Here is a 25,573-nt window from a genome sequence, read left to right as displayed (position 1 = left end):
CTTCTTATACAAACTATTTTCACTTCTATTTTCCTAATAATGCTGCCCCTTGAAGCATAGAATGTAAAAAGTGAATTTTTCATACCTCGTATAAATAATATACCTTTTTTTCAAATGGTCAATATTTTCTTATTTATAAATCAAAGGTGAAATAAAAATAGCACAATGATATGTACTTCGTGTGAACTTCCTTATCATTACGTATAACGAACATTTAATATATTGTATATAAGTATAATACCGCTTTAATTATAAGGATTTCAACACTACAACCTCAACATCTACAAGAAATTATTAAAAATGAAAAGTGAGGAGTTGCATAATGATGAAGTTATCTCCCGTGAGTTCCAAAAATATTGTTGCTGTTGGCTATAATCCTTTTTCTATGATTTTACGCATTCAATTAAAGAATGGAACGTATGATTTCTTTAACGTGCCTGAAAACATTTACACCGGTTTATTAAGCGCACAGTCTAAAACTAATTATCACAATACTTATATTAAAAATTCTTACCGCTATACTAAAATTTAAACTTAAACAGAATGAAAAAAAGAAAGGAGGTAGTCCCCCTTTCTTTTTACAATCATTTCACGACTTAGCTATCTTCTATTCCTCTTATTCATTTCACCATATGCTCGAATTTGTTTTTTTAAACGCCGATCTGCTTTTTTATCATGTACAACTAATATCGCATGTATAACTCCTGGAACCCAAAATATTAATGTTAATAGGAAGTTAATTATCGCTTGAAATGGTTTGCCGCAAAATAATACGGCTACAGGTGGCAGAAGAATTGCCAATAAATACATCATCTCTTGAAAACTCCTCATTTTGTATTTTTATCTCTCTTCTTTTCAAACGCTCACAAAACCAATTATTTTTATATTTCATACATTCCAATTAAGCATGAAAAACTTTTCTACTCTTATATATTCTATTCATATGCCTAAAAACCTACTACTTCAATCTTACCACGTATGTAAAATTGAAATTTCCCTACCTTTATCAAATGTGTATTTTCATATATTTATTTTTTCTAATTTTTCTTCTTCCTCTATTATAGTTAATCCAATTGCAGAAATAATAGTTCCTATTGCTTGTATCCAAATACCAATGAGTGCTATTATCTTCTCATTCTTCTTATCAACCATACTGCCTTCATTTTCTATTTCATTCTTTGATACATTAATAATACCTTGATACGCTTGAAGTCCCGCACCTAAACTTTGCAAAGAATTACCTAGTATTATAATTCTCTGTATTGCTTTCATCTGAAGTAAAGCTGCTTCTACTCCTAAAAAAGCACCAATCGATTGTAAACTGTTCCCGATAATTATGAGATAATCATTCTCTTTCAATTGTTTATTTATATTAAAATATGTTCCTATTACATTTGATATATTCCCTAATGCTAATAATTCAATGCCCATTTTATCAAGCATTTCACTTTTATTCTCCAAACACATATTTTGATTTTCTCTTTCAGCTTCATTTCCGGTATCATTACTCGCTATTATTTGTAATATATAACCGAGGGCTTGTAATGAGCTTCCTACAATTACAAGATCTGATTCAACTTTCTCTTCTCCAATAAATCCTCTTGTCGTCCCAATAGCCGCAGTAAGATTTCCTCCTACTTGAAACCATGCTCCTGTCACTTTTAAATCGCTTGGATTCATTTTTATCACCTATTTAGAAATTTTCTAGTGCTTTTTTCGCCATACACAAATGACATCCTTTATCTCATATTTATTTTCTATATGTAATTTTGTGCATTCTAAAATGTGTTAATCATACAAAAAAGCACCTTTAAGGTACTTTTTTTAGACAAAGCGTATATCACTGAAAATATGCTAATTAAAAGATACGTATACAATTCAAAATATATTTACATACATTCTGGGCATGTCAATGAAGCTCCATTTTTATCTATTGTTATATTTAATATATATTGAATCGCATGATGTGACCACATTTCAGGTGTGGGTGATTCATTTACATACTGTGGTGCACATGAATACAGCATTGGGCTCCTAATACTTCCGCCCGGATCTAAAGCAACTACAGCCATACCATAGGGTAATTCAAGTGCCATAGATTTCGTGATACCTTCAATTGCAAACTTTGAGGCACAATATGGCGCCAGCTCAGCTTCTCCCTCTCGGCCCCAACTAGAACTCATATTAATAATCATTCCTTCTTTCCTAGCTACCATCGCTGGGACAAATGCCCTAATTACATTTACTACACCATTTACGTTTACATTCATTACATTTTCGAATTCTTGAGCTGTTACTTTCCACAGTGGCGCATTTTTATTAACAATCGATGCATTATTTATTAACAAGTCAGGTGCTCTATATCTATGAAGTATATAACTCGCCCATTTACTTACTTGCTGGGAGTCTGAAACATCGATTATTTGAAAATTATGTATATTACCGTAATATTTTTTCAATTCTTCAATTTTATCTTTTGAACGTCCACAGCCATATACATTCCATCCCAATTCATGAAATCGATCAACCATTGCACGACCTAATCCTTGCGTCACTCCTGTAATCATTACAACTTTTCCAGTTTCGTTTCGCTGCATATACCTCTCCTCCTTTATAAAATTTTACACTCTCCCTTTTCATTCAGCCATTTACTAAAGTATCAACTCATTTCATACTTTAGTAGGAGTTTTTATGTAAGCAAAAAGAGTAACCATAACAGTTACTCTTGCTTATATATCAAAAAAGTCATTATTTATTTCGTTATTGCTTTTATATTTCAGCTTCTCTTTCCCGCATTTCTCACACAATATATAAAAGTTACACCTAGATTACCTCTTTTAAAATCTTCATTATCCTTAATAAAACCATATTTATGCTTACAGTGAGATTCATCTAAAAAAATTTTAAACCATTTTTTCAACATAGAACAGTTAACCTCTATGAAAGAATCTTCATCTATTCTGATTACCGATTTTTATTTAAATTCTCAATCTCATTTTGCAACTTTTTGAATTGTTCAAAATGCATAGTGATAGATTGACTATTTCCATAATCAACACTATGCTTCACAAATAAAACACCAGTGTCATGAAAAATTGCTTCCAGTTCTTTTCTGATGGATACTTTCATTATATGTGCTGTTTTAATAGCCGATAAAATTGCAATTTCATTAAACTTTAATTTTATTTCATTTGGACAAAATGCTTCTTCAACCAATATAACTTCATTGCTATAAATAAGTGCAACAAGATTACTTGATTTTGCATCTGTTAAATCTACTTTTTTTATAACATTATTCATTACATTTTGCCTCCTTTGATTTTATATATATTAATTATACAATTGTTTTTTTTAAAATTAATCGACCTTACATTAATTTTAACATACTTTTATTGTAGGATTAAGCTACACTTCAAACGTTTTACTATTCCACAATTTTTGTTACATGAACCATTTGGACTATAAGGCCATATAGTAATGTTAACAAATGATTGTAAAGCGGGTGAAAACTATGCCCTCAGTTGTAGGGAATTTAGTTGTACAAAATAGTAACGGTTCATTTAACTTAGGCGATTTCTACAACGTTTCTCCGAAAGAAAATACGAAGGCTTATAATGGATCTGGTGCTTCAAACGTTGGTTTTGTTGTTAATACTTTTAATGGCGTGAGCGCGACTAATACGTTTGATTCTGACCTTGCAGATCAAAACCAAGTGGGTACAGCCTAATCCTATTTTTTCATCGTTCTGTTTAGGAATTTTAAATTTGTCTATACTATAATTAGGCTGTTACACAGCTATTATTGATTTTTGGAGTACCCTATCTTTTTCTCCCTTTCCCTGGGGCTCAGCAGCTAGTATGAAGCTAGCTGCTTTTTCGTTTCATTATTTATATCCCTCATCTAAAATAACGTAAAGGAAGCTAAAATTGAAATTCCAGCTTCCTTTACGTTATTTCAATAATATCAGAAGTATTAAATACGTAAGTTTTATAAAATGCGTCAGTACATATTACAATGCACTTTAGTGGGTTTATATGCACTACTGTCATATAACTTGTAAGGATGTAACCATCTTCAAAATATGTCACCAATATTTCTTTCTCAGACAATAATGACGTTAATAATTTATCAGAAATTCTCTCTTTTGCTTCGTTTGTTAAGAGCGGTTTTTTTACTTTAAACTTCTCTCCAACAATCTTTCGCATACTTAATAACTGTTCCGACATTACTGTAAATGGAACCCATTCTCTTTCTGCTTTCTGCACCTTTACATCATTCATTTCTTTATCTCCTTGATCATTTATCCATTCTATTTCACACATATTGTTCCTCGATTATTCGTTAATAATTGCTAGGCTCATATTTATCCCGCATTAACAGGTAGTGAAGCTCCTACCTCAAAATCCGCTATATGCGAGGAGGTAAGACGAAAATCAACTGCCCGTAAACGCTTAATTAGTGAAAGCTAATACATAACGGACGATGAACACCCCGCTAATTAAAGTTTCACTTTATTTCTTATTCGTATACTATCTGTACACACAAGAACATTCGTTCTAATTATACACGAACCTACGTTCTTTTGGAATGATTTAAATTATATTTTTATCCATCATTTATTTTTTCTTCATCAAATGAGCTTTTCACTTCTTATATAAAAGTTTTAATTTTTCAAGTTTATTAACCAACTATAAATGAAAGCATATATTATAAAGAACGAACTCACAAAATTTCTATAGAAAAGAGAGCAATGTAAACACTCTCTTTTCGTACATACTGTTTAAGAATACATAATCTCCCCTTACTACATATATTTTGGTTGTACTATTATATGTAATTCCCTCTCCGTTACTGCTTTTTTTGGGTTACGAAAATACTCTAATTCGTATTTTAATACTTCATACTCAACCATCCCAATCTTAATCCCTTTCGTTTCTTTTAAAATAGCTAATAAGTTACTTATATCTTCATCATGCGATTCAAAAACCTTCCCTCCGCCTTCTCTCTGAAAAATTACTTTCATATTTTCTCCTCCTACATAATATATTTATCTATTAAGTAATTCGTTTAAAAGCATTCTTTCTTTATCCTAAAAATTTCATAATAAAAAGAACATCCTTTTTTAGTAGAATGCTCTGCTTTTCACTTCATTTCGCATCAATATTTTTTCAATACTATTGTATGTTTCATTCTGCAAATTATGTTTATACACTTCAATAAAGAAAAACTTAAATCAATTCAGGTTTTAATTAGCCCATGCCAATCAGACTACATGCAAATAGTGGGATAAAATTAATAAATCCACTTTATATTTAATGAAATTAAGCAAACGAAACATTATAATATCAACATTCTATGAAGCATTGATCATTCCTATTTAAAATAATTACATAAATTCCCATTGTAATTCTTAATATTTAAATGTAATATTACATTGTCTTACTATCTATTTATAACACACACACTAATTAGAAAAGGGAACCTATATAGGTTCCCTTTTCTAATTACAGTCATTATTTCTTTTCTAGAAATTCAAATGTATTTTTAAAGTCTTTATCGTTCACTTTAATATCAGCATCTTTCAGTAAATCATTGACTACTTGTTGTTTCCATTTTCCAGTCGTATCTTGTAGTCTTTGCTGTTCTAAATCTTTACGAATTTGATCTTTTACTTCATCAAATGGCTTCAATTCTTTTTTATCTGTCACTTTAATAATATGGTACCCGTAAGTTGTTTTTACCGGCTCACTTACTTGTCCTGCATCTAATTTATATGCAGCTTCCTCAAATTCTTTCACCGTTTGCCCTGGAGCAAAACCAGTTATTTCTCCGCCTTGTTCTTTTGAACCAGTATCCTCTGAATATTGCTTCGCTAAAGCTGCAAAATCTTCTCCATTATTTACTTTCTCTTTCACTTCTTTAGCAGTCTTTTCATCTTTCACTAAAATATGACTTACCTTCATTTCTGGTTTATAGTTATCTTTTACATCTTTTTCTGTGACAGTCGCTTTAATCGCTTTCTCAAATGCAATTTCTGGCTTCATTTTTTCTTTTAATTCATCTTCATTCTTCAAGCCAACTTGCTCTAAAGTCGATTTGAAGTTATCACCCATTTTATCTTTTGCTTCTTCTACTTGTTTTTTTGCTTCCTCATCTGAAACTTTATATTTATCTAGCAACGCCTTACTTAACACCATTTGGTATAAAGTACTTTCTCCATATTTTTGTCTTAATTCTTTACTTAACTCTTTCTCTGTAACATTTCCTACTTTTGATGTTACTACATTGTCTGAGGAACCACATGCCGATAATGCCAGTACTACGCATGAAATAATTGTTCCTAAAAATAGCTTTTTCTTTTTCAATTCAAAATACCTCACTTTTATTATTATATAAGAATAACTATACAATGTACTTGTGTTAACAATGTGTTTTCCACATGTAATTCATTTCATTTGAATAAACTATGTATCTTGTTCTTTTTTGTTCAAATATTAAAGGTCATCTTACTATGTATCAGTAAAATGACCCTTTACGTATTCCTATAGATTCTTAATAGTTACATGTTCTTCCAGTATCCAATTATTTTGCCCGATATCTACCGCATTTTTGGCTCTGCCCCACACACGAAAAGATTTTGATCCATCAATATTTCCTTTATAATTTATACATTCAGGCTCTGCATAGTAATTCACTCCATACCCAACGGGATATTTTGAAGATGCATAAAACCATTTCACATCAAAATGTTTTACATATACCCACTGTTTATCATTGCCTAAGCAAATCATATCTTTATTTGCGCCTCCCCAATAACCATGTAAGACTAAATATGGAGTTTTTTGAGTGATTGTACCTGTAAACTGAGGATTCGCAGGATTTTCATATAGATTTATGCCATATCCATCAGAATATTTTGAAACCGCAATACCAATACCAGTTGATTGTTGTGTATCCTCTTTGCCGGATTGAACAGATTGATTTACTTGATCCGATCCTATAAACCAAGAAAGCGACTTTTTTCCTATTAATTGATTTAAATCACATTTCCCAATACCAGGAACATTTCCCGAATTAGTATATTGCCAAATATCACACGGATATGCTGGCTTATTTCCTCCATAACGAGGAATCCATACAAAATCAACTTCAATATTACGTGCTCCAAATGATACATACGTGTGATGCCCCACGTATAGCCCTACTTTTTTCGCACCTAAACGGCGTAATTCATCTATAAACGCTTGTGTCCCCCCTTGCATATCCATCATCGTTTGAATTTCTACGTCCACCACCCAAAACTTAGCAGATTTATCGCCACGACTCCAAAAATCTTGTGCCTCTTTCCTTGCATCAGCAATAGATATAAAACGACAAAATGCATAATTACCAAATGGAATACTGCGTTTCTTCATTTCATTCACATAATTTTGATACATAAAATCTACCGTATTCGAACCATCTTGAACTCTAGCAATAACTAAATCTAGCTGAGATGCTGCAATATCCCAATCAATAGTTCCATTCCATTTTGAAATATCGATAATATACCCCACTACAATTCATCCCCTTTTTAATATCATATTCAAAGCTTGTCTTATTGAAAGCCCCTTATGCCTAATACTAGCTATCTATAATATAAATAAGGAGAATCTATATTATTTTTCAAAACATATAATCTTTTAATTAAACTTCCACTAATTTTATTTATTTTTCATACAGCTCATTCACAAATTCGAGATATGCACTATCATCTATTAGTAAATAATATCAATTAATTAACCTTTCATTAGCGCTATTATTAGAAACGTTTTCATTATTACTACTCATCGATATTAATCTTCTTTAGACTAATAAACATATGTATGACAGCTAACTTACTGTGTTTCTTGCGATTATTCTATATTCACGAAAATGATTTCCCTCACATTTCTTATATATTTTCAATTCAAACAGACTACTTTTACATACTCTATGAAATTCTGTAACTCTTTCATCAGTGGCAGTTTCGTTCATGATTCACAGCTTGTTAACCTGTAATTAGCTAGACAAAGTAACGTTTATGCATACAAAGAAGACATTTTCTATTAATGAAAATGTCTTCTTACAATTTAGTAAAACAGTTTTGGTGTCAACTCTGTATTTTGTAATTGTGCACTCTCACCGCTCGGAACACAGCTTGTGGAGAATAAAATTGGGATATCACAAATGTCATCGTTCATTACATCATGAAATACATTTGCAGCAACACCAGTAAATGTTTGACATAAATTTGAAATATCATCATTAAAAAATTGAATCACTTGCGCAGTAAAAACTGGAAAGACAACATTTGATCCACCAGGAAGCTGCGGCTGTACAACAACTTGTTCAAAATAAGGATTATTTTCTAACGCCACTTGAAATAAATGAGCAATTTCAAATGCATCTAGTGGACATGGAAGTGGATTTACAATGTTATTTTCATTATTAGTTACAATAACTGTTACACTTACATTCCCAAATTCTACAAAAGATTTTAAAAGCGTTGCTAACGCTATCGCTTTTTCATTACTTAACGCATGCACTAAAATAATATAATTCCCGCCAACTGGAATTAGCGGACCAACTGAAACAGTTGGATCAGCACCAATTGAATTTTTTAACTCATTGAAATATGTGATCCACGGTGGTGAAAGCTGAGCTTGTACATTTTCTTGCACTCTTTCATTACCTCCTAATACAATTCTTACTACTATAATATGTATCAAGGAAAAAAGTGTATTAGATAAATTACTTATTTTTTACTTTTACCTATTATATCGATTAAACATTTTATAGAACATTCTCAGTTTCCAATGCATTTCCCACATTTTCACCACGGCATAAAACCCCATATTATTATCAACTCAACTAAAATTTCATATTATATTAATACGCCTTTATAATCTGAACGAAAAAGTGCAGAATAAGATGCTGCATATGAGGAGCTGATTTTATGAAAAAAAAACCTATCGTGGTTAAAGTTCCACCAAACTCAAAACTAAAAATCACATTTTTCGGTCCATGTAACGAGGTAATTACAAATGTTTCTATAATTAACCAACTTTCCACACCTAAGTGTCAAACTATTACGCAATATCCAAACTATAAGAAATACGAAACTGAAGTACGATCATTATCCAGTTGTTAATCCATTCTATTCACAATCCTTACAATTTGGTTAGCTCCGCGACTACGGGAATAGACCAAAATTACTCATTTCATGTTATTCCATTGATAATCTATTGATTTTTCACACGTTTTTATTAACCGAGCATATATTATCGTATGAAAATTATCCACTCATAAAACCTATCTTTCTTTAGAGCCTACTGTTTTGATATGATCCCCTTATAGTACACAGGAAAAAGAAAGAACACTAACCTGTTTACTATGGAGGGGATTTTTTTATGGGAAAAATTAGAGTCACTTACGATGTAGAATTTAAGAAAAAAGCTATAGATTTATACTTAAAAGAAGGCATGAGCTATAAAACCATTGCGAAAGAATTAGGTATTCATCACTCGGTTGTAAGTCGTTGGGTGAAATACTTTGAAGCTGAAGGAATCAAAGGACTAGAAGAAAAACGCGGTAAAGCGAAAGGACCAGGTTTAGGTAGACCAAGGCTTAGACCCGAAGATTCTGAAGCTAAGATCCGACGATTAGAAGCGGAAAATGAAATGTTAAAAAAGCTCTTAGGGATGTAAAAGGAGGAATGAAAGTCGTATCCAAAACGAAAAAATTCGAAGTCATCCATGAAATGAAAAAAACAAGTTATACAGTGACCATTCTATGCGATATTGCTGGTGTAACCAGAAGTGGGTACTACAAATGGATAAAACGGCATACGACGCCTTCAATAAAACAATCCGAGGATATCGAAATTAAGAAAAAGATATTGAAGTGTCATAAAAAATTAAGAGGAATTTATGGATATAGAAGAATACAAGTGTGGCTGAAAGCCACATATAACCTTCATTTGAATCATAAGCGCATCCAAAGATTGATGAGTGAACTAGGTATCAAAGCCGTAATTATGAAAAAACGACCTTATTACGGAAAAAAAGAAGCTTATGTGATTTCAGAGAACCATCTAAATAGGGAGTTTCAAGCTTTAAAACCGAATGAGAAATGGGTAACCGATATTACCTATTTGATTTTCAATGGACAGCGCTTGTACTTATCCGCTATTAAGGATTTATATAATAATGAAATTGTTGCCTATGAAACCAGTCGTAGAAACGACTTAAAACTTGTGTTAGATACACTTAAAAAGGCAAAGAAAAAACGAAATGTGAAGGGAATCCTCTTACATAGTGATCAAGGGTCCCAGTATACATCTCGTCAATATAATCAATTACTTAAAAAATATCAGATGAAGGCAAGTATGTCTCGAAGAGGCAACTGTTGGGATAATGCTTGTATGGAAAACTTCTTCAGTCACTTTAAGGCAGAGTGTTTTCATTTACACTCCTTCCGTAAAGCGAATGAGGTCAAACTTGCCGTGCGTAAATATATGTACTTTTATAATCATCAAAGATTTCAAAAGAAATTAAATAACCTGAGTCCATATAAATATAGAACTCAGGTTGCTTAGTTGCGCTTTTTTAATACTGTCTACTTGACAGGGGTCACTGCATTTATGTATGCTCTTTTTTTTATTTATCTCTCATTCTGTAAACATAAACCTGCTCACTTTTATATTTCACGGGCGATCAACCTATCTGCTGCTTATAAACAATTTAATCAATGTGTAATCAACAATACTCCTTTATTTATTATACGTTCACTATTCTGTTAAATTAGTGTATTGATTCAATCATCATTCATTAATATATTCCCCTTCTAAATTGACCAAATATGTATTAAAATTCTTTATATACTCAAGGAGGTCAAAATGTTCAAGTTGCATCCCATACTACTCATCTTAGGATTTATTTTATTTTTATATAGTGTAATCGTCTTAATGTTTTTCCTTTCTATACAATAGCAATACCTACACAAACCTTTGTTAAATATGTAATTTCTATATAGTAAAGAAAAAACGTAATTATACGGACATAAATCAAGATATCTTTTCTATTACGTTAGACAGCTAGCAAATGTAATACCAAAGAACTTTCACAACCATGTTACTTGTTTCGTTGTACTCTTTTTTTACCTGTAGAAAATCCAATACTCAAAATAAGATACCCATTTCACCCTTACATCCTAGCATGTGAAATGCTCCTGAAAAAAACTACATTTAACCTATTTACTTATATACTTTAGAAAAACAATAATAATCCCCCACCATTTGGTAAAGGGGATTAACTAAACCTACTGAAAAGTAATTTATTCTATTCGTTATTTAATTGGAGAAGGAAATCTTGCAGCTTCAAAATGTGAGCCGTCTTCTGAAGGACTTAAAACTCCGTCTATGCTACTTTGTGCATAAACCTCAACTTGATCTCCTTCATTCAATTGAATAATCGTCGAAACACTTACTACATTTCCAAAACCTATTGGACCGAAAAAATCATTATCTATAGCTATTGCTGCGTTTCCATTTACACGAATTTCTACACGAGCTCTATAATTTAAGCTAGGATCGTTTGGAAAGAAACCAATCGTTCCAATAATAGAGTAAACTCCCCTAGTCTTCGGAATAAAAATAGACGTTACTGGATTATACTCATTTGCTAAATCAAATTGTTCATTTTGGAACAATACCTTTACAAAAGTATTAGCAGGAACCGTTTGATTCACCGTATTTCTAGCTCTAAATGCAGATACCCTAACAAGCTTCCCCTCGTTGTCATTACACTTACTCGTGCTCTTACAACAATCATGCTGTTTCTTTTTATACTCTTTACAATACTTACAGTAGTAATAGCAAGACATACTAGTTCCCCTTTCATGCTTATTACTACATATTATGTAAGAGGGATTCGCAATGTTTGGACGAGCTATTGTTTTAGCACTATACTTATCGCCTATTTATATACACTTGAGAGGAAAACATATTAATAAAAACACAACCTAGATGTATAGTGCAATCCATTCAAATTTAATGGATTCTTCTCTTAGCTATTTTACTTTCAATACAAAAAAGAGAGAATCTACATTCGCTCTTTTTTTATGGCCCAAAGCTTATCATCCAACCTAACATAAATCCAAATACAGAAAACAGAAACATAAAAATAAATAAACTACATGCCCACAATGCATATTTTCGACTTTTGCTTTTTGTAATCATACCTATGACTGAGCACACCACTCCAATACCAACTATTTGCAGAAAACTTTTATCTATAAATGTTTCTTGAATAAGCAATATAATGTTCAAATACAATAACGCTACAAAGGCAATAATTAATGAAATAGTCCCCATCCACGTTTCCTGTTTATACATATGATTCTTCCCTTTTTTTAAGAATGCCAATTCCATAACCTCGCTTCACCTACTTTCAATTTTCTAACTTTTTCGTAGCTCATCAATTTTTCAACTTCTACTTTAGGCCCAGTTACAACTGCCCCGTATGTTTTTATCCCATTTTTTTCAAGGAAAGAAATACGCTTTGACAACTCTAATACTTTCGCTCTAGATAGCTTCACTGCTAAATCTTCATGCTTCTGTAATGACTTTAAAACATCAATAAATTGTTCCTCATGAGGTGAATCACTTTCAAAGGCACCACTTGGCCTTGAGATCATTTCTGCTGGAAAGCCAATCGGGGCTACATACATACCCTCTTCATTCGTTTGCTTCTCCTCTAATCCTGTATTAACGGCATACCACACAATATCAATAGTAGGAAACATATTCGTTACCTCTTGTACACTTAATAATTCTCTAAAAGATACAAATGCTTCTACAACAGATTCTTGCGGAAGACCCTTTAATACTTGCGCTTCTTCGCTACTATTATAGGACGCATTATAATTATTAGGATGAGACAATACTTCGTTGTCTATATACGGGATTTCTGGAATTTTTTCATCTGTTGTATATTCACGGCTTACTTTCGTTGCTCTACTAAGTACATAATCTGTTTTCTCTTCTCCTATTCGAATATCTTTCTTTCCTACTCTTTTATACAAATCAAAATGCAATTGCAAACTAAGCGGTAACAACGTTTGCTCCATGTCCCTATCTTTCAAAAATACATTTGGTTCTGTTACACTTAACGTTTGATTTACTACATTCCGTATCTCCATTGCGTTTGTAGGTGCCACTGTATAATATAAGAGTGTTGATATATATAAAATAGGTTGAATAAGTAATAAAAAAGTAAATACAATTAAAACATTCGTAATACGTGCTCTTTTTTTACCTATTTTCAACAATTGCTCTTGTTTTCCATCAGATAGTGAAGCCGGTCTTTGATGAATAGCTTCTTGTAACAGTTCTTTATAATCATCTTGTTCAGAATGAGGTTTATCATTTGTCATTTTGACTCTTTTCCTCCTTTAACAATTCTTTTAATCTCTTTCTCCCGCGAAACATGTGACTTTTATACGTATTTAACTTTAAATCTAATACAGAAGCACCCTCTTCGTACGTTAATTGATGTACGTCACATAATAAAATAACTTGTGCCTCTATTACCGGTAGAGTATGAATAATCTGAATTAACTTTTCATAACTATTTTTTGCGACTACATACTCTTCTGTAGATTCCCTCGCTTGTATTGTCTCTAATTCCTCCGTTCCTACAAAGGTTACTTTTTTCTCTTTCCTAACAAAATCAATAAACGTATGATATGCCACTTTAAAAAGCCATGATTTTACCTTTTGATTTTCATAGTCTTCTAAATAAAGATACGCTCGATAAAAAGTCGCTTGCATCAAGTCCTCCGCTACGTGATGGCTACGAGAAAGGGAAAATAAATACCGGTACACATCGTTTATATAAACCTTATATATTTCTTCAATCTCCATCCCCCTCCTCCTTTCATATATAACACGAATAAACAAATTCAAAAGTTGCATTATTTTTCCTTTTTTTCTTTTTTATTTATAAAAAAACATCATTTATACATTTTAATAACTATTTACAATTATAAATAAAATATGTGATGTCATGGCTGTAAATATCTTTCAAGATTAGAAAAAACGGGTCGAATCTTCTTTGTAGGTTACTATTCGATATAACCACAAATAGGACTTCGTTGCTACATCTCGATCTAATCCACGTAAATAAATGTTCATGTATCCTTTCATACAGAGCCATTAACCATCATTTTTCATGATAAAATAATCCCTATTTTTTCTTTAATCGGTATCATCTCATCAAAAAACACTTGTAATATGTACGGAGATTATCTCATCGACTATTTATAAATTGTAGTTGAGAACTATTTGACGCTTACATATCCCCCTCTCCATTGCGGGTAATAAGACTCCCAAAAAATTTCGGAACATGCAAGAAAGATAGGTAGGAGCCGGATCGTCCGTATATGTCCAATTGGTGAGGACTAATAATCGGTTTGGGATACCTGCCCCCTACTGATTAAACTTTTAATTTATAGATTAAATACAGTTCCATACGGGATAGTAAGAAAAGAACTTCCATACGGTGTGATTTGATGCACTGGGTAAAAATACTCCATAGATGAATAATACGGCTGGATACCTTGTTGCTGCATTTGCATTTGTTGTTGCATTTGTAACGCTTGTTGAACAGCTTGAACTGTACTTTGTGCTCCGCTAAACGTTATTGATGTACCATACGCTGGTCGCATACCTGCTTGGGTAGTAAAATATGAATAAAACATTATTTTCATCTCACTTCCGTAAAAGTAATTACAATTTATGTTATGATTTTTTATTTCAGTGGGTGTGGAGAATTAATCTATTAGCTTTGATTAAGTTTAAAGAATTTTTATTATCTGTTACACTTGCATATTTCGTTTACAAGGTTCATCTACTAATACTAATTTAATTTTTGAAGGGGCATTTCATTAACAGGTTTCTGATAACTATTTTTTAAATTCGACCACTTTCAAAATTTTAGAAATGAATGTTCAAGATTACTAAAAATAGATTACTTATCTATACAACCTTCACAAAATAAAAACACCCTAAACGGATGCTTTATTTTTCACTACTTTTATTCATTAACAATAATTCAATTGTCCTCGTATTTCACCATTAGAATGTTGTACTGTATGAACATTAATATATATGTTTCCAGATATGATTTCATTTACAAGAGTACCTAATGTTTGACCCGCTAACGGCCCGACCAAATCTTCTTGAGTAATCATTCCCGTAAGAGTTGCAAACTCTATTGAAACTGGATTTATTATAGGTCCAAATAAAAAAGCTACAACAGGACCGTTCGTTCCTTTTGACCCAAGATGCAGATGGGCAGCTACTACATCCTCTATATCGAATAAATCTAACTTAAATTTTAAGCTAAGCTTGTCCGGGCTTAATTTAAAGAAAGCCTCTCCTCGAGCATCTGTCTCTACTGGTGGAACTTCATTCCTACCGCGTAACTTTGCAAAGAACATATTTACCACTCCTACGTTTTTATATACTCCTAATATATTCTTGTCCTTCATATATGGTGTTAATAAATCAGGTATTAGTCTACTTAATTTTTTTATACTATAGGTTAAATTATCAATTCTATTAAATTCATTAATCTGACTATTACGTATTAATTTTTTATCCATATACTATATTAGATTACTCGAAAGGAGGCGAAAGTATGGAAAGCTGTGTTTTGTTCGTTAATGGACAACCTCTTTTAGTGGTCTCAGTCGCTGGAATCGAAATTGCTAGATTAGAACTTTCTCTTCAAGTAGCATTGACCTTAATAGCATTAGGAATTCCAATTTGTGCATAAACGTTAGGTATCTATTCAAAAGAGAGCTTAGGCTCTCTTTTTTATTTATATCTTTCCTTCACAACAAAAAAGACACCACTAAAAGCATGGCATCGCATAAAATAACTGCTATTTGTTTAATCATTTCTTCACTAGCAACCCTAATTCATGTAGAATTTCTGAGAACGAATAGCCATATGCAAAACCTACAATACGAATCCCTGGAATCCATCTATGTTCTAAATTTTCATTGTATGTTTTCTTATAATACTTTAATTTAGAATCTATACTATATTTGTCGTCAATAATTACTTCATCGCTATGAAATCCATCCATTTCAATCTGAACAGCTACGTACTCTGCTCCCTTAATAAAGGCTTTATTATAACACTTTTCTAATTCTTCTAATGTCACTCCCATTATTAACCTCCTTTCCAAATGGGTGTTTTGTTCAATAAAAAAGAGCATCTAGATCAGTAGATGCGAAGATATATAAAAGGTAAGCTCTTGGAGTATTTAATAGATTATAAACTGGTTGCTTGTCCTACAATATATTATATGATTTTCATATAATAATGGTTCATCAAAAAACAAGGTGAAAATTACTCATTGTCATTTTAGAAAATAGTTACATTTTAATTTTTTAAACTAGTCTATCAATCGCTCCCTTCCAACTCCTCATTTTCTTCACGTATTTGTCCAATTAATGAAATTACGGAACCGACGGCTTGTATCCAACTTCCTGCTATTTCTATCAGCTGTCTTCCTTTATTTTTTCATTCGGTTCGCTATTTACTTGAGTGTTTAAATTTTTTCCATTTATATTACTTTTCCTATAAAACAAAGTAGTTTTTGCAAATAGATGACTTCTTCACTAGAACACTTAATAAATTACTCTTTTTATGTTTTAAGTTAATAAAAATATATTTCCCTATTGTTTTCTAGTCTTACTTACACTTTCTGTTAATAACCAATTATTGATTATACATCCCATAAGAACGTCTCGTTTTTCTAATCATATACTTAGAAGAAAAATATTCCTGAACATTACACAAATACTTACAAACCCTTTAAATGCAGAAGAAAATACAAACTCTTAAAGCATACTTAACGATGATAAAATTTTAAAAAGGAGGTAATTATGAAAAATAATCAAAACTCAAACGATCCGTGCAAAAAATTCCAATTTCCCTGTTTTATTTCTATATCCTCTTGTGATCAAAGTAATTGTTGTACACCTGTTTTTTTCTCATTTTCTCAGCAACAAGAATTATTGTCCCTAATTAACCAATTAAATCAAGCTATCCTTTCTTTCTTTACCACGCCAAATCCGACAACTATACAAATACTCCAATCATCATTACAAGCGTTTAATGATTTAATCATTGCAGTACAACCAAATACTCCAAATAAAAATTTAGTTATACGAACTATCACTCAATTAATCAATTCTTTGCCTACTGCATCTCTTACTCAAATCTCTGCGTTATTCCAATTTCTATTCCAAAATTTATCTTCGCTCATTAGTTGTTCCAATATATCGGACCCATTGTTACAACAAACATTCAACTTAATTTTGCAAGGAATATTGAATAGTTCTCTATTAAATATTATCGGAATACCCGGTCCTACTGGAGCGACAGGACCTAGAGGATTTCCAGGACCTAAAGGAGCTACTGGTCCTCAAGGGGTGCAAGGTATTCAAGGGCCAGAAGGACCAGAAGGAGCTACTGGTCCTCAAGGGGTGCAAGGGCTTCAAGGACCGGAAGGACTTGCAGGAGCTATACTGGACCTCAAGGCGTGGAAGGGCTTCAAGGGCCAGAAGGACCGGAAGGACCGACTGGACCCCAAGGTGTGCAAGGGCTTCAAGGACCACCTGGGCCACCTGGACCCACTGGCTCTGGGACTGGAATGGGAGTTCCTGGACCCCCAGGACCGACTGGACCTCAGGGAGTACAAGGAATTCAAGGGCCGGAAGGACCAGAAGGAGCTACTGGACCTCAAGGTGTGCAAGGCATTCAAGGGCCGGAAGGACTCGAAGGGCCGACTGGACCTCAAGGTGTGCAAGGTATTCAAGGACCGGAAGGACCAGAAGGGCCGACTGGACCTCAAGGTGTGCAAGGTATTCAAGGACCGGAAGGACCACCAGGACCGACTGGAGATTGTGAGTGTCCAACAGGACCTACGGGACCGACTGGGCCAACCGGACCGACTGGACCTTCATGTAATTTTCTTGTTTATGTTACAAACGCAGGGGTCATAGATGATCCAACAGATGATACAGTATCTGTAATTAACACCGGAACAAATACAGTTTTTACTACAATTACTGTAGATAATGCACCACTCGAAGTAACAGTCTCACCAAATGGAACTCGCGCTTATGTTACTAATATTTTTTCTAATACCGTTTCTGTTATTAATACTGCCACTAATATAGTTGTCGCTACTATCCCTGTTGGATCTAATCCAATCGGTGTAGCTGTTACTCCAAATAACACAACTGTTTATGTTGGAAATCACGGTAATAATACGGTTTCTGTTATAAATGCTGCTACTAACACAGTTTTTGCTACCATTCCCGTTGGCAACGCTCCGCAAGGAATCACTGTTTCTCCAAATGGAACCTTTGCATATGTTGCAAACGAATTAAGCAACAATATTTCTGTTATTAATACTGCTACTAATACAGTTAGTGCTACCATTTCTGTTGGCATTCGTCCTAGAATAATCGTCTTTACACTAGATGGTACTCGTGCGTATGTCACAAATCAAAACAGCAATACTGTTTCTGTTATTGACACCGCTACTAATTCCGTAATTAATACAATTAACGTAGGGACTGAACCGGTTGGTATAGATATTACACCAGATGGCACACGTATTTACGTTGTAAATAAAGTTAGTAATAATGTATCAGTAATAAGCGTGGCGACAAATACTGTAATTAATACAATTCCTGTTGCCTTATCCCCGGATCAAGTAACCATCATACCAGATGGCACTCTCGCCTACGTTACAAATCAAGGTAGCAATACTGTTTCTGTTATCAATACTGCTACAAATATGGTTATAGATACTGTTCCAGTAGGCGTTGCTCCAACTGGTATAGCAACTGGAACTATTTGTGAATAAAAAAAACAGAGAGACAAAAATATATGTCTCTCTGTTTTTTTCGCTCCTTAAAAACTTCATATTCAAAGTCCCCCCTTGTATGAAATGAAGTAACTGCTTAACTTTACGAACGTGAAAAACAGTCACAAATTATCTATATCACGCTCTAATCATATTTTCTAATCTTCTAAAATTCTTTTATAAAATAAAAAAGCAGCTGTTAAGCTACTTTACATTCGTTTTATCCCCAAGTGAAATGATATATATATTCTCCCGTTACCCTTTGATTAATCCCATTAATTCTAGCAAACCTCATTAAGTCCGCCCCTTGAAGAAAATACATCGCAAGCATTACTGGCACTTGTGACCACATAAACTGATAAAGCTCCTCGACTCTCAAGTTTGTCGAAACAATTAAATCATTTACAGGTCCTTGATTCCATACAGAAGTTCTAACTGAAATAAACGGAAGATCCTTCCCATTAACCACTATTCTTGCCATGCTTTGAGTTATGTCCACATCAATTCCCTCCATCATTACAAAAATCGGACCTGTGTATTTACTCCTATGGTTATAAATATTCTCGACTTTCATAAATGACTAAGGCAAACCTCTATTTTTCACTTCTATTCAAATGAATTTATTTATTACAGTAAAAAACAAATGAAATTTTAATATTACTCTCCCTCAACTTCCATGTGTATGAACATAGGTTTTTCTAGCATCTAGTTCACCTCCTTAAAAATGCAGGATTTCCCTTTCCAATATCGAATTAGTAATGTTTGGAAAGGGGGTGTAACATGGCAGAAATTAAAGTGGGACTTACACAATTTTTAGACTTCACACTGAAAAGTAGTGCAGCTAAAACAAATTTTGTAAAGAATTTAAAATCTCAACCTGAATATCACCCGGTTTTTGATTACTGGAAACAATTACGAGAAACTGTTATTAAATTTCATAAAAACGAACTACCTTTTGACTGTTTTGAAACATTAGTACAAACTGTTGATCAGAAGAAAAAGCAAAACTACATTGATGTTATAAAGCAGTACAAAAAATTTATTAAAAACAAAGAAGTCTCTTGGTTTGATCCAGGTAAATCACATTGGTTATCAGGTAATTTAATCGTCCGCTCATCACCTGAACTCGGTTTGCTCATTAATGATGAGCCGCATCTTATTAAACTGTTTTTCAAAGGTAAAAAAGAGCGAATTGATAAATATAACATCAACTCAACACTGACATTATTAAATGAATCAACATTTTCAAATGAATATAACGATGCGAATTATACTGTCCTTAACATCCAAAAGAACAGAATGTATACGAATAACTCTATTAATAATGATCATTTAATAGCTCTTGAATCAGAAGCCCACCAGCTTTCTTATTTATGGAATAAGGTGTAAAAGGGTATAGGTATCTATTTCAATACCTTGTTCATGCGTAATTTGGGCACAATTTTCAAAAATCCAATTCGTTTCTTTTAAGTGAAGCTCACCTTCTTGTTTCTCACAAACAATGCAAGGTGGGCGTTTTTTGAAAACAGTTTCTTTACCCATTTCAACATCCTAATTCCCCCCTTGTTAGTCACGCTTCTTTCACCCACATTTCTTTATTTGGTTGTGATTATTGCTGGAACTCAGCTAACGCCGCCCTAATCTCTTCTCTCACAACTTCACGAATAAGTTCTTATAACGATTCCTCTAAATTCATATATGCATCCCCTACATCTTTTTTGAATTTCCTTCTTGTTGTTTAATTCACTCATAAAATTTATGAGTGATCATCCACCGTTTACCTTCTCTAAGTACCGGAAAGAGATTGCTTGTTTTATCCGACATCACATTACGGGCACTTCATAAACTTCTCCTAAAAATATGTGAGAAAAGAACGTTATAGCGATGGCTATCATGAATACACTTTGAATTACCCTACTTATAATAGTAACCTTACAATTCAGAAGTTTGACACAACCCTAGAAAAAGCTTATAAAGAAAAGTGAGGTTCCTAATATTCGTTTCTAGTTTCTAAGGTATACATCCGAAGATCATTAGCGAACGTTTAGGACTTAACAGAGTAGGTATCACATTAGACAATTACTTCCATGTTGTACCAGGACTTCAAGAAACTGCGGTGGATCAATTTGCAAACGAATTATTCAGAAAGAAAACTCTCGTTAGAAGTTTTCATTTCACAGCAAATACACCAACTAAACAATCAAAAATATTGATAGTGAAAAAGGAGCAACAAAACATGAAAGAAATCAAATCAGAACAGGAATTCAAAGACATTATCGCAAGTGAGGAGCCAGTAGTTGTTAAGTTCTTTACTACATGGTGCCCAGATTGTGTGCGTATGGACAACTTTATCGGAGATGTAATGGAAGAGTTCAATAAGTTTGAATGGTATTCTATTAATAAAGATGAGTTCCCAAGTATCGCTGAAGAGTATCAAGTAATGGGTATTCCAAGTTTACTTGTATATCAAAATGGCGAGAAGCTAGGCCACTTACATAGTGCTAACGCAAAAACTGAAGAGCAAGTTACTGAGTTTTTAGAAGCATACTAAGATTAAAACCCTCTGAAAAATAATTTCTAGAGGGTTTTAATCTTTTTTCACAATTATCTTTCGTAGTTGTTTCGTCATTTCTTCAGAAGTGTAATAAACAGTGTCTTCATGACCAATGTACATAATTACACTCCTTTCCCCTTCATCTCCGAGGTATAAATGGATACCCTTCGTATCACTATTTTCATATGTAATTAGTATATCGTATTGTGGTATTTCACCTCTTCTCTTTTGTTTTTTCATGCCATTAAACATATTATTAATTCCATTGATTATTTGTTTGTCTTCCATGTTTAGAAAATAATTTTCATTTAATCCACCGTAGCCATTAAAAGTAGATATGGATACTTTAGAAATATTATGTTCCTTCACATTTTCGTTATTTGATGAATTACACCCAATCATTATAAGAACAATACATAGTAAGAAAAATATTAGTTTTTTCATCCTCTTACCCTCTCACCCTTTAATTGTAAATCAATCCCAATTAATTTCACACCCTAACTTTGCACTTTACAACATATTTTTCCTTCACGAAACTTTGTTATCCCCTTCTTAAAAACCTAAAAAACGTCAACAATGTTTGTATAGACCCACACGAGTTTCGTTTGGTACTCTATTTATAGAAAGAAATTCCTTGTAGAAAGGTGAGTGATTAAAATGGATACTCTTTCTCATAAAGAAGCTGATAAAGGTGCTATTGTCAGCATTATGGCCTACATATTTTTATCCTCTATGAAAATCATCATCAGTTATATTACCCTCTCTAGCGCATTACGTGCTGACGGTTTAAATAACTTAACGGATATCGGTGCTTCTTTAGCTATATTAATTGGTCTAAAAATCTCTCGTAAACCTCGTGATCCAGATCATCCTTATGGGCATTCGCGCGCAGAACAAATTGCATCACTTGTTGCTTCTTTTATTATGGCAACGGTCGGTTTAGAAGTTATTATTAGTGCTATTCAATCTTTTTTAAATCCGAAACAAGCAGCGCCTAATGTACTTGCTGCATGGGTAGCCTTATTTTCTGCTGTCGTTATGTACTTTGTGTATTTGTATACGAAAAAGATTGCAGCGCGCACAAAAAGCAAATCATTAGAAGCCGCTGCAAAGGATAATTTATCAGATGCACTCGTAAGTATTGGTACAGTAGTAGGTATTGTCGGTTCGCAATTCCAAATGCCTATTTTAGATCCTATTGCCGCTTTAATTGTCGGCCTTATTATTTGTAAAACTGCATGGGAGATTTTCGTAGAAGCTTCTCATATGTTAACGGATGGAATCGATCCAGATAAGATGGAAGAGTACGCTGGTGCTATTGAACATATTGGTGGCGTGGAAAACATCGTAGACATTCGCGCGCGTATGTACGGGAATCAAACGTACGTTGATATTACAATCGAGGTAGATGCTCGTATGGATGTTGGTGAAAGTCATTGTATTACTGACAACATCGAGGCTATGCTTCGGAAAAAGTTTGGCATTTACCATGCACACATTCATGTTGAACCAATGGAAAAAGAACCTATTATGACATAGGTTCTTTTTTAATGAACGCTTTATGAAATATAACACATAAAACGAGCCAGCTACCGCCAGCTGCCCATCCTGCTAATATGTCAGATGGATAGTGAACGCCAAGATATATTCGGCTAACTGAAATAGATAATACAACAAAGCTCGCTATAAAAATAATCAACAATTTTTTATGCAATGTAATACGTTCTTCAGTAATTGTGACGTATGCAATAAATCCTAAAAAAGCAGTAGCATTCATCGTATGACCGCTCGGAAAACTATATCCAGTTGCAGTAACAAGCTGCGTTACATCAGGTCTTGCTCGTTCGTACCATAGTTTAAGCATACTGTTTAAATAACGAGATCCATAATAATTAATAGTTAGAAGTAATGCACTAAGCAACTTTTTTCTAACGAGAAAATACATTACAAGAATGATGAGTAACGGAAAATATATTCTTTTGGAACCGATAAAAGATACCCAAGTAAAGTAGGCTGTCAAGTAATCGTTTCGAAAGCTTTGAATAAAATGCGCGACTATATTGTCAAATTTCTCAATACAAGCGGTATGATACGAAAGTGATAATACGACAAAACAAATGAGTAGCGTAAAACTTAACAAGTATAAATGTCGATATCGTTTCACATACATAACCTCACTATACAAAAAAATGGAGCGGTTGTTTTAGTTTTCCTCTCCATTTCTTTTTTATGCATAGTTTATTTAAAAATATAATTGTTAATTTTTTCTTGCATTGTTGGAATATCTTCATTCGTTACTGTAAAGCGAATCACTTTCTCGTCAAGATCAAGCGCTTCTGCAAATAAACCTGCTAATCCGCGAGATTTTCTGTCTACTTCCATAATAATCTCTAGGCAATCGTAAGCGCTTGGTAAGATTAATAATTCTAGTTCATCTAATTTCCCATAATACTCTCCGGAAACAGGAACAAACTCAAATTCTTGTGCAAACGGAACTTGCTTACGTAATCGATACGGTAATTCTTCACATTCTATATGACGCGCTTTAAAACCTAATTGATTTACACTCTCTAACACACTATTTAATAGTGCATTAGGCAACACTTGAATGTAATCACGATCACTTGGATCTATACTACGTTTAATATCAAGACCTGTATGCACCCAAACTGTTTTCATTCCAAGTGTAAGCGGCGTTTCAACTGGCATTATAAATGAAAATGGAATTTCTTTTTTTTCATTCGGCTCAACAGAAAAAGGTTCTGTTAAACGAACTCGCTCTAAATCATATGTTGCTGTTACTTTTTTATCATCCACTTCTCGTACATACGACGTCGATAACGTTAAGTAAATGCTTTCAACTTGTTGGCTAACTGAACCACCAGTTATATGAACCTTCCCTAGTATCTCTTCTCCAACAATATACTCATCTTTTTCAAGAACTGTATCTACTTTTGCATTACCAATACCAACACTTGCTAAAAACTTTTGAAACATGGAACCTCCATCCTCTCTAAAGCAAAAGCTATATCTTTTTTTAAATCTTGTACATTCTCATAGTACGGCGTTTTTATTTGTAACATTCGCATAAGCATTTCACGGTTATAATTTTCCAAAGTTAATTCGTCATACCATGGTTTTTCATGTTTTTCATTAGATTCATAGCCTGCATATAATAAAAATAACGAGAAATGACCAAGCGCATAAAAATCGCTACGAAAGTGAACTTCTCGCATCAAAGCTTGTTCACCTTCATAAGCTGTAGCTCGTTCATCACCCTCACCCTTCAATTTAGCTAATCCAAAATCAATAATACTAATTTGGTTTTCTTTCATTAATATGTTCGGAATACGTAAATCTCGGTGAATTATACCTTTATTATGAAACACCGATACAATTTCTAATATTTCATATAAAATTTTTAAAACTTCACGTTCTGTATATGCATGCCCATCTAAGAAAATATAATCTTCAAAATTTTTACCAGGCATATATTCCATCACGAAAAAGCTTTTTTTCTCCCATACGAAATGATCATATAAACTAGGAATTGCATGATGATTTAATGTTTGTAAAATCATTTTCTCTTGTTCAAATGATTTTCTACCAGACTCATATCTTTGTTTACTTTGTCTTAATTGTTTTAAGACTTTATATCTATTTATTTGTAAGTCATTAACGACATATGTAACCCCATAACTGCCCATTCCAATTACTGATTCAATTTTATAACGTTCTGCAACGATTGTATTTTTTCGCAGTGGTCTATCAAATAAAGCTAGTATACGACGCCATTTCATCAGCTACTTGAAAAGAAGCTACGACTTTTACGTTTTCTTTTATAATGCTGATGCCCATAACCGGATGAACGTCGTTTATAATCGCTACTTGAATAAGAGCGACCTCTATGGCGATAATCACTACTAGAATGCGAACGATACTTTTTCCTACCTAATAAAGAATCAATAATTTTTTTGAACATCCCTTCACCTCTTGAGTAAAATTTTCTTTTAATTATACCAATAATTTCCGACTATATTTGTGA

The 25,573-nt window shown here is 33.1% G+C and carries 32 protein-coding genes and 3 pseudogenes; 10 read left to right on the top strand and 25 right to left on the bottom strand.

Annotation, left to right across the window (positions count from 1 at the left end; translation table 11 throughout):
• The first annotated feature begins 322 nt into the window (after positions 1-322).
• On the top strand, positions 323-532 hold the full coding sequence (locus tag DN389_RS19875; RefSeq protein ID WP_046955725.1) for a KTSC domain-containing protein: 210 nt from the start codon (positions 323-325) through the stop codon (positions 530-532).
• A gap of 68 nt (positions 533-600) precedes the next feature.
• On the opposite strand, the gene DN389_RS19870 is transcribed toward DN389_RS19875, so the two are convergent.
• The 5 genes and pseudogenes from DN389_RS19870 to DN389_RS19850 form a co-directional block, all read right to left on the bottom strand.
• Positions 601-813 (bottom strand): YqaE/Pmp3 family membrane protein, encoded by a 213-nt coding sequence (locus DN389_RS19870; RefSeq protein WP_088122047.1) that lies wholly within the window; start codon positions 811-813, stop codon positions 601-603.
• A 207-nt stretch (positions 814-1,020) separates the two neighbouring features.
• Positions 1,021-1,680 carry a DUF6944 family repetitive protein gene (locus tag DN389_RS19865; RefSeq protein ID WP_098190143.1) on the bottom strand — a complete coding sequence of 220 codons (660 nt, stop codon included), beginning with the start codon at positions 1,678-1,680 and terminating at the stop codon, positions 1,021-1,023.
• A gap of 209 nt (positions 1,681-1,889) precedes the next feature.
• Entirely contained in the window at positions 1,890-2,597 is a 708-nt protein-coding gene (locus DN389_RS19860) for an SDR family oxidoreductase (protein ID WP_149237496.1), read from the bottom strand.
• 132 nt (positions 2,598-2,729) lie between these two features.
• Positions 2,730-2,923: pseudogene (locus DN389_RS19855) on the bottom strand (hypothetical protein).
• A gap of 41 nt (positions 2,924-2,964) precedes the next feature.
• Entirely contained in the window at positions 2,965-3,300 is a 336-nt protein-coding gene (locus DN389_RS19850) for a hypothetical protein (protein WP_001066867.1), read from the bottom strand.
• A 211-nt stretch (positions 3,301-3,511) separates the two neighbouring features.
• Here DN389_RS19850 and gerPF point away from each other — a divergent pair, with 211 nt between their 5' ends.
• On the top strand, positions 3,512-3,727 hold the full coding sequence (gene gerPF, locus DN389_RS19845) for a spore germination protein GerPF (RefSeq protein ID WP_001141565.1): 216 nt from the start codon (positions 3,512-3,514) through the stop codon (positions 3,725-3,727).
• Between the two features lie 217 nt (positions 3,728-3,944).
• On the opposite strand, the gene DN389_RS19840 is transcribed toward gerPF, so the two are convergent.
• The 5 genes from DN389_RS19840 to DN389_RS19820 form a co-directional block, all read right to left on the bottom strand.
• Complete coding sequence (locus DN389_RS19840; RefSeq protein ID WP_098190162.1) at positions 3,945-4,280, bottom strand: YolD-like family protein; 336 nt, start codon at positions 4,278-4,280, stop codon at positions 3,945-3,947.
• Between the two features lie 524 nt (positions 4,281-4,804).
• Positions 4,805-5,023, bottom strand: a complete 219-nt coding sequence (locus DN389_RS19835) for a hypothetical protein (protein WP_048546639.1) — start codon at positions 5,021-5,023, stop codon at positions 4,805-4,807.
• 490 nt (positions 5,024-5,513) lie between these two features.
• Positions 5,514-6,365 carry a peptidylprolyl isomerase PrsA gene (locus DN389_RS19830; protein WP_098190142.1) on the bottom strand — a complete coding sequence of 284 codons (852 nt, stop codon included), beginning with the start codon at positions 6,363-6,365 and terminating at the stop codon, positions 5,514-5,516.
• 177 nt (positions 6,366-6,542) lie between these two features.
• Positions 6,543-7,556 (bottom strand): glycoside hydrolase family 25 protein, encoded by a 1,014-nt coding sequence (locus tag DN389_RS19825; RefSeq protein WP_088122043.1) that lies wholly within the window; start codon positions 7,554-7,556, stop codon positions 6,543-6,545.
• Between the two features lie 555 nt (positions 7,557-8,111).
• Positions 8,112-8,702: a hypothetical protein gene (locus DN389_RS19820; RefSeq protein ID WP_087982465.1), complete on the bottom strand. Its 591-nt coding sequence runs from the start codon at positions 8,700-8,702 to the stop codon at positions 8,112-8,114.
• 275 nt (positions 8,703-8,977) lie between these two features.
• Here DN389_RS19820 and DN389_RS19815 point away from each other — a divergent pair, with 275 nt between their 5' ends.
• The 3 genes from DN389_RS19815 to DN389_RS19805 all read left to right on the top strand — a co-directional run bounded on the left by DN389_RS19815 (position 8,978) and on the right by DN389_RS19805 (position 10,618).
• A complete protein-coding gene (locus DN389_RS19815; RefSeq protein ID WP_060488666.1) occupies positions 8,978-9,172 on the top strand; it encodes a hypothetical protein in 195 nt (64 codons plus the stop codon).
• Positions 9,173-9,431: 259 nt separating this feature from the next.
• Positions 9,432-9,728, top strand: a complete 297-nt coding sequence (locus tag DN389_RS19810) for a transposase (RefSeq protein ID WP_078183867.1) — start codon at positions 9,432-9,434, stop codon at positions 9,726-9,728.
• A gap of 8 nt (positions 9,729-9,736) precedes the next feature.
• Entirely contained in the window at positions 9,737-10,618 is an 882-nt protein-coding gene (locus DN389_RS19805) for an IS3 family transposase (RefSeq protein WP_149237495.1), read from the top strand.
• Positions 10,619-11,367: 749 nt separating this feature from the next.
• Here the strand turns inward: DN389_RS19805 and DN389_RS19800 are convergent.
• The 6 genes from DN389_RS19800 to DN389_RS19770 form a co-directional block, all read right to left on the bottom strand.
• Positions 11,368-11,904, bottom strand: coding sequence for a C1q-like domain-containing protein (locus DN389_RS19800; RefSeq protein WP_098190140.1), 537 nt, complete (start codon positions 11,902-11,904; stop codon positions 11,368-11,370).
• A 235-nt stretch (positions 11,905-12,139) separates the two neighbouring features.
• Positions 12,140-12,451, bottom strand: coding sequence for a hypothetical protein (locus tag DN389_RS19790; RefSeq protein WP_142343515.1), 312 nt, complete (start codon positions 12,449-12,451; stop codon positions 12,140-12,142).
• Complete coding sequence (locus tag DN389_RS19785; protein WP_149237494.1) at positions 12,433-13,455, bottom strand: anti-sigma factor; 1,023 nt, start codon at positions 13,453-13,455, stop codon at positions 12,433-12,435. The genes DN389_RS19790 and DN389_RS19785 overlap by 19 nt, the downstream gene beginning before the upstream one ends.
• Entirely contained in the window at positions 13,445-13,945 is a 501-nt protein-coding gene (locus DN389_RS19780; RefSeq protein ID WP_149237493.1) for a sigma-70 family RNA polymerase sigma factor, read from the bottom strand. The genes DN389_RS19785 and DN389_RS19780 overlap by 11 nt, the downstream gene beginning before the upstream one ends.
• Before the next feature lie 584 nt (positions 13,946-14,529).
• Positions 14,530-14,781 (bottom strand): DUF3947 family protein, encoded by a 252-nt coding sequence (locus DN389_RS19775; protein ID WP_000500107.1) that lies wholly within the window; start codon positions 14,779-14,781, stop codon positions 14,530-14,532.
• Between the two features lie 342 nt (positions 14,782-15,123).
• On the bottom strand, positions 15,124-15,522 hold the full coding sequence (locus DN389_RS19770; RefSeq protein ID WP_098190138.1) for a CHRD domain-containing protein: 399 nt from the start codon (positions 15,520-15,522) through the stop codon (positions 15,124-15,126).
• Between the two features lie 200 nt (positions 15,523-15,722).
• On the opposite strand from DN389_RS19770, the gene DN389_RS19765 reads away from it, so the two are divergent.
• Positions 15,723-15,860: a DUF3956 family protein gene (locus DN389_RS19765; RefSeq protein WP_000443219.1), complete on the top strand. Its 138-nt coding sequence runs from the start codon at positions 15,723-15,725 to the stop codon at positions 15,858-15,860.
• 120 nt (positions 15,861-15,980) lie between these two features.
• Here the strand turns inward: DN389_RS19765 and DN389_RS19760 are convergent, their stop codons facing one another.
• Together DN389_RS19760 and DN389_RS29345 are read right to left on the bottom strand one after the other, a co-directional pair.
• A complete protein-coding gene (locus DN389_RS19760) occupies positions 15,981-16,259 on the bottom strand; it encodes a hypothetical protein (RefSeq protein ID WP_000539239.1) in 279 nt (92 codons plus the stop codon).
• 236 nt (positions 16,260-16,495) lie between these two features.
• A pseudogene (locus DN389_RS29345) lies at positions 16,496-16,665 on the bottom strand (DUF6944 family repetitive protein); the annotation flags it as partial.
• A gap of 315 nt (positions 16,666-16,980) precedes the next feature.
• Between DN389_RS29345 and DN389_RS29070 the strand changes: the two are divergent.
• Positions 16,981-18,974: pseudogene (locus DN389_RS29070) on the top strand (collagen-like repeat preface domain-containing protein).
• A 220-nt stretch (positions 18,975-19,194) separates the two neighbouring features.
• Here the strand turns inward: DN389_RS29070 and DN389_RS19750 are convergent.
• Entirely contained in the window at positions 19,195-19,548 is a 354-nt protein-coding gene (locus DN389_RS19750) for a hypothetical protein (protein ID WP_046955713.1), read from the bottom strand.
• Between the two features lie 206 nt (positions 19,549-19,754).
• Here DN389_RS19750 and DN389_RS19745 point away from each other — a divergent pair, with 206 nt between their 5' ends.
• A complete protein-coding gene (locus tag DN389_RS19745; protein ID WP_149237492.1) occupies positions 19,755-20,363 on the top strand; it encodes a hypothetical protein in 609 nt (202 codons plus the stop codon).
• Here DN389_RS19745 and DN389_RS28485 read toward each other — a convergent pair.
• Positions 20,346-20,516 carry a hypothetical protein gene (locus tag DN389_RS28485; protein WP_162616915.1) on the bottom strand — a complete coding sequence of 57 codons (171 nt, stop codon included), beginning with the start codon at positions 20,514-20,516 and terminating at the stop codon, positions 20,346-20,348. The genes DN389_RS19745 and DN389_RS28485 overlap by 18 nt on opposite strands.
• A 694-nt stretch (positions 20,517-21,210) precedes the next feature.
• Here DN389_RS28485 and DN389_RS19735 point away from each other — a divergent pair.
• A complete protein-coding gene (locus DN389_RS19735) occupies positions 21,211-21,525 on the top strand; it encodes a thioredoxin family protein (protein ID WP_000658777.1) in 315 nt (104 codons plus the stop codon).
• 36 nt (positions 21,526-21,561) lie between these two features.
• Here DN389_RS19735 and DN389_RS19730 read toward each other — a convergent pair whose 3' ends face one another.
• Positions 21,562-21,972 carry a YhfM domain-containing protein gene (locus tag DN389_RS19730; protein WP_098190135.1) on the bottom strand — a complete coding sequence of 137 codons (411 nt, stop codon included), beginning with the start codon at positions 21,970-21,972 and terminating at the stop codon, positions 21,562-21,564.
• A gap of 213 nt (positions 21,973-22,185) precedes the next feature.
• Between DN389_RS19730 and DN389_RS19725 the strand changes: the two genes are divergently transcribed.
• Entirely contained in the window at positions 22,186-23,067 is an 882-nt protein-coding gene (locus tag DN389_RS19725) for a cation diffusion facilitator family transporter (RefSeq protein ID WP_046959341.1), read from the top strand.
• Here the strand turns inward: DN389_RS19725 and DN389_RS19720 are convergent.
• The 4 genes from DN389_RS19720 to DN389_RS19705 form a co-directional block, all read right to left on the bottom strand.
• Entirely contained in the window at positions 23,057-23,692 is a 636-nt protein-coding gene (locus tag DN389_RS19720) for a phosphatase PAP2 family protein (protein ID WP_000833364.1), read from the bottom strand. The two genes, DN389_RS19725 and DN389_RS19720, sit on opposite strands and share 11 nt — an antisense overlap.
• Positions 23,693-23,766: 74 nt before the next feature.
• The gene (locus tag DN389_RS19715) at positions 23,767-24,525 is read right to left on the bottom strand and encodes a sporulation protein (RefSeq protein ID WP_098190134.1); all 759 of its coding nucleotides are present in this window, start codon (positions 24,523-24,525) and stop codon (positions 23,767-23,769) included.
• Positions 24,507-25,328 (bottom strand): serine/threonine protein kinase, encoded by an 822-nt coding sequence (locus DN389_RS19710; protein ID WP_000872031.1) that lies wholly within the window; start codon positions 25,326-25,328, stop codon positions 24,507-24,509. The genes DN389_RS19715 and DN389_RS19710 overlap by 19 nt, the downstream gene beginning before the upstream one ends.
• The gene (locus DN389_RS19705; protein WP_046959337.1) at positions 25,328-25,510 is read right to left on the bottom strand and encodes a hypothetical protein; all 183 of its coding nucleotides are present in this window, start codon (positions 25,508-25,510) and stop codon (positions 25,328-25,330) included. The genes DN389_RS19710 and DN389_RS19705 overlap by 1 nt, the downstream gene beginning before the upstream one ends.
• Between the last annotated feature and the right edge of the window lie 63 nt (positions 25,511-25,573).

Origin of the sequence: Bacillus sp. AY3-1, from assembly GCF_008368785.1 — a bacterium.
Classification (GTDB): Bacteria; Bacillota; Bacilli; order Bacillales; family Bacillaceae_G; genus Bacillus_A; species Bacillus_A wiedmannii.
This window is presented reverse-complemented; position numbering and strand designations above follow the sequence as displayed.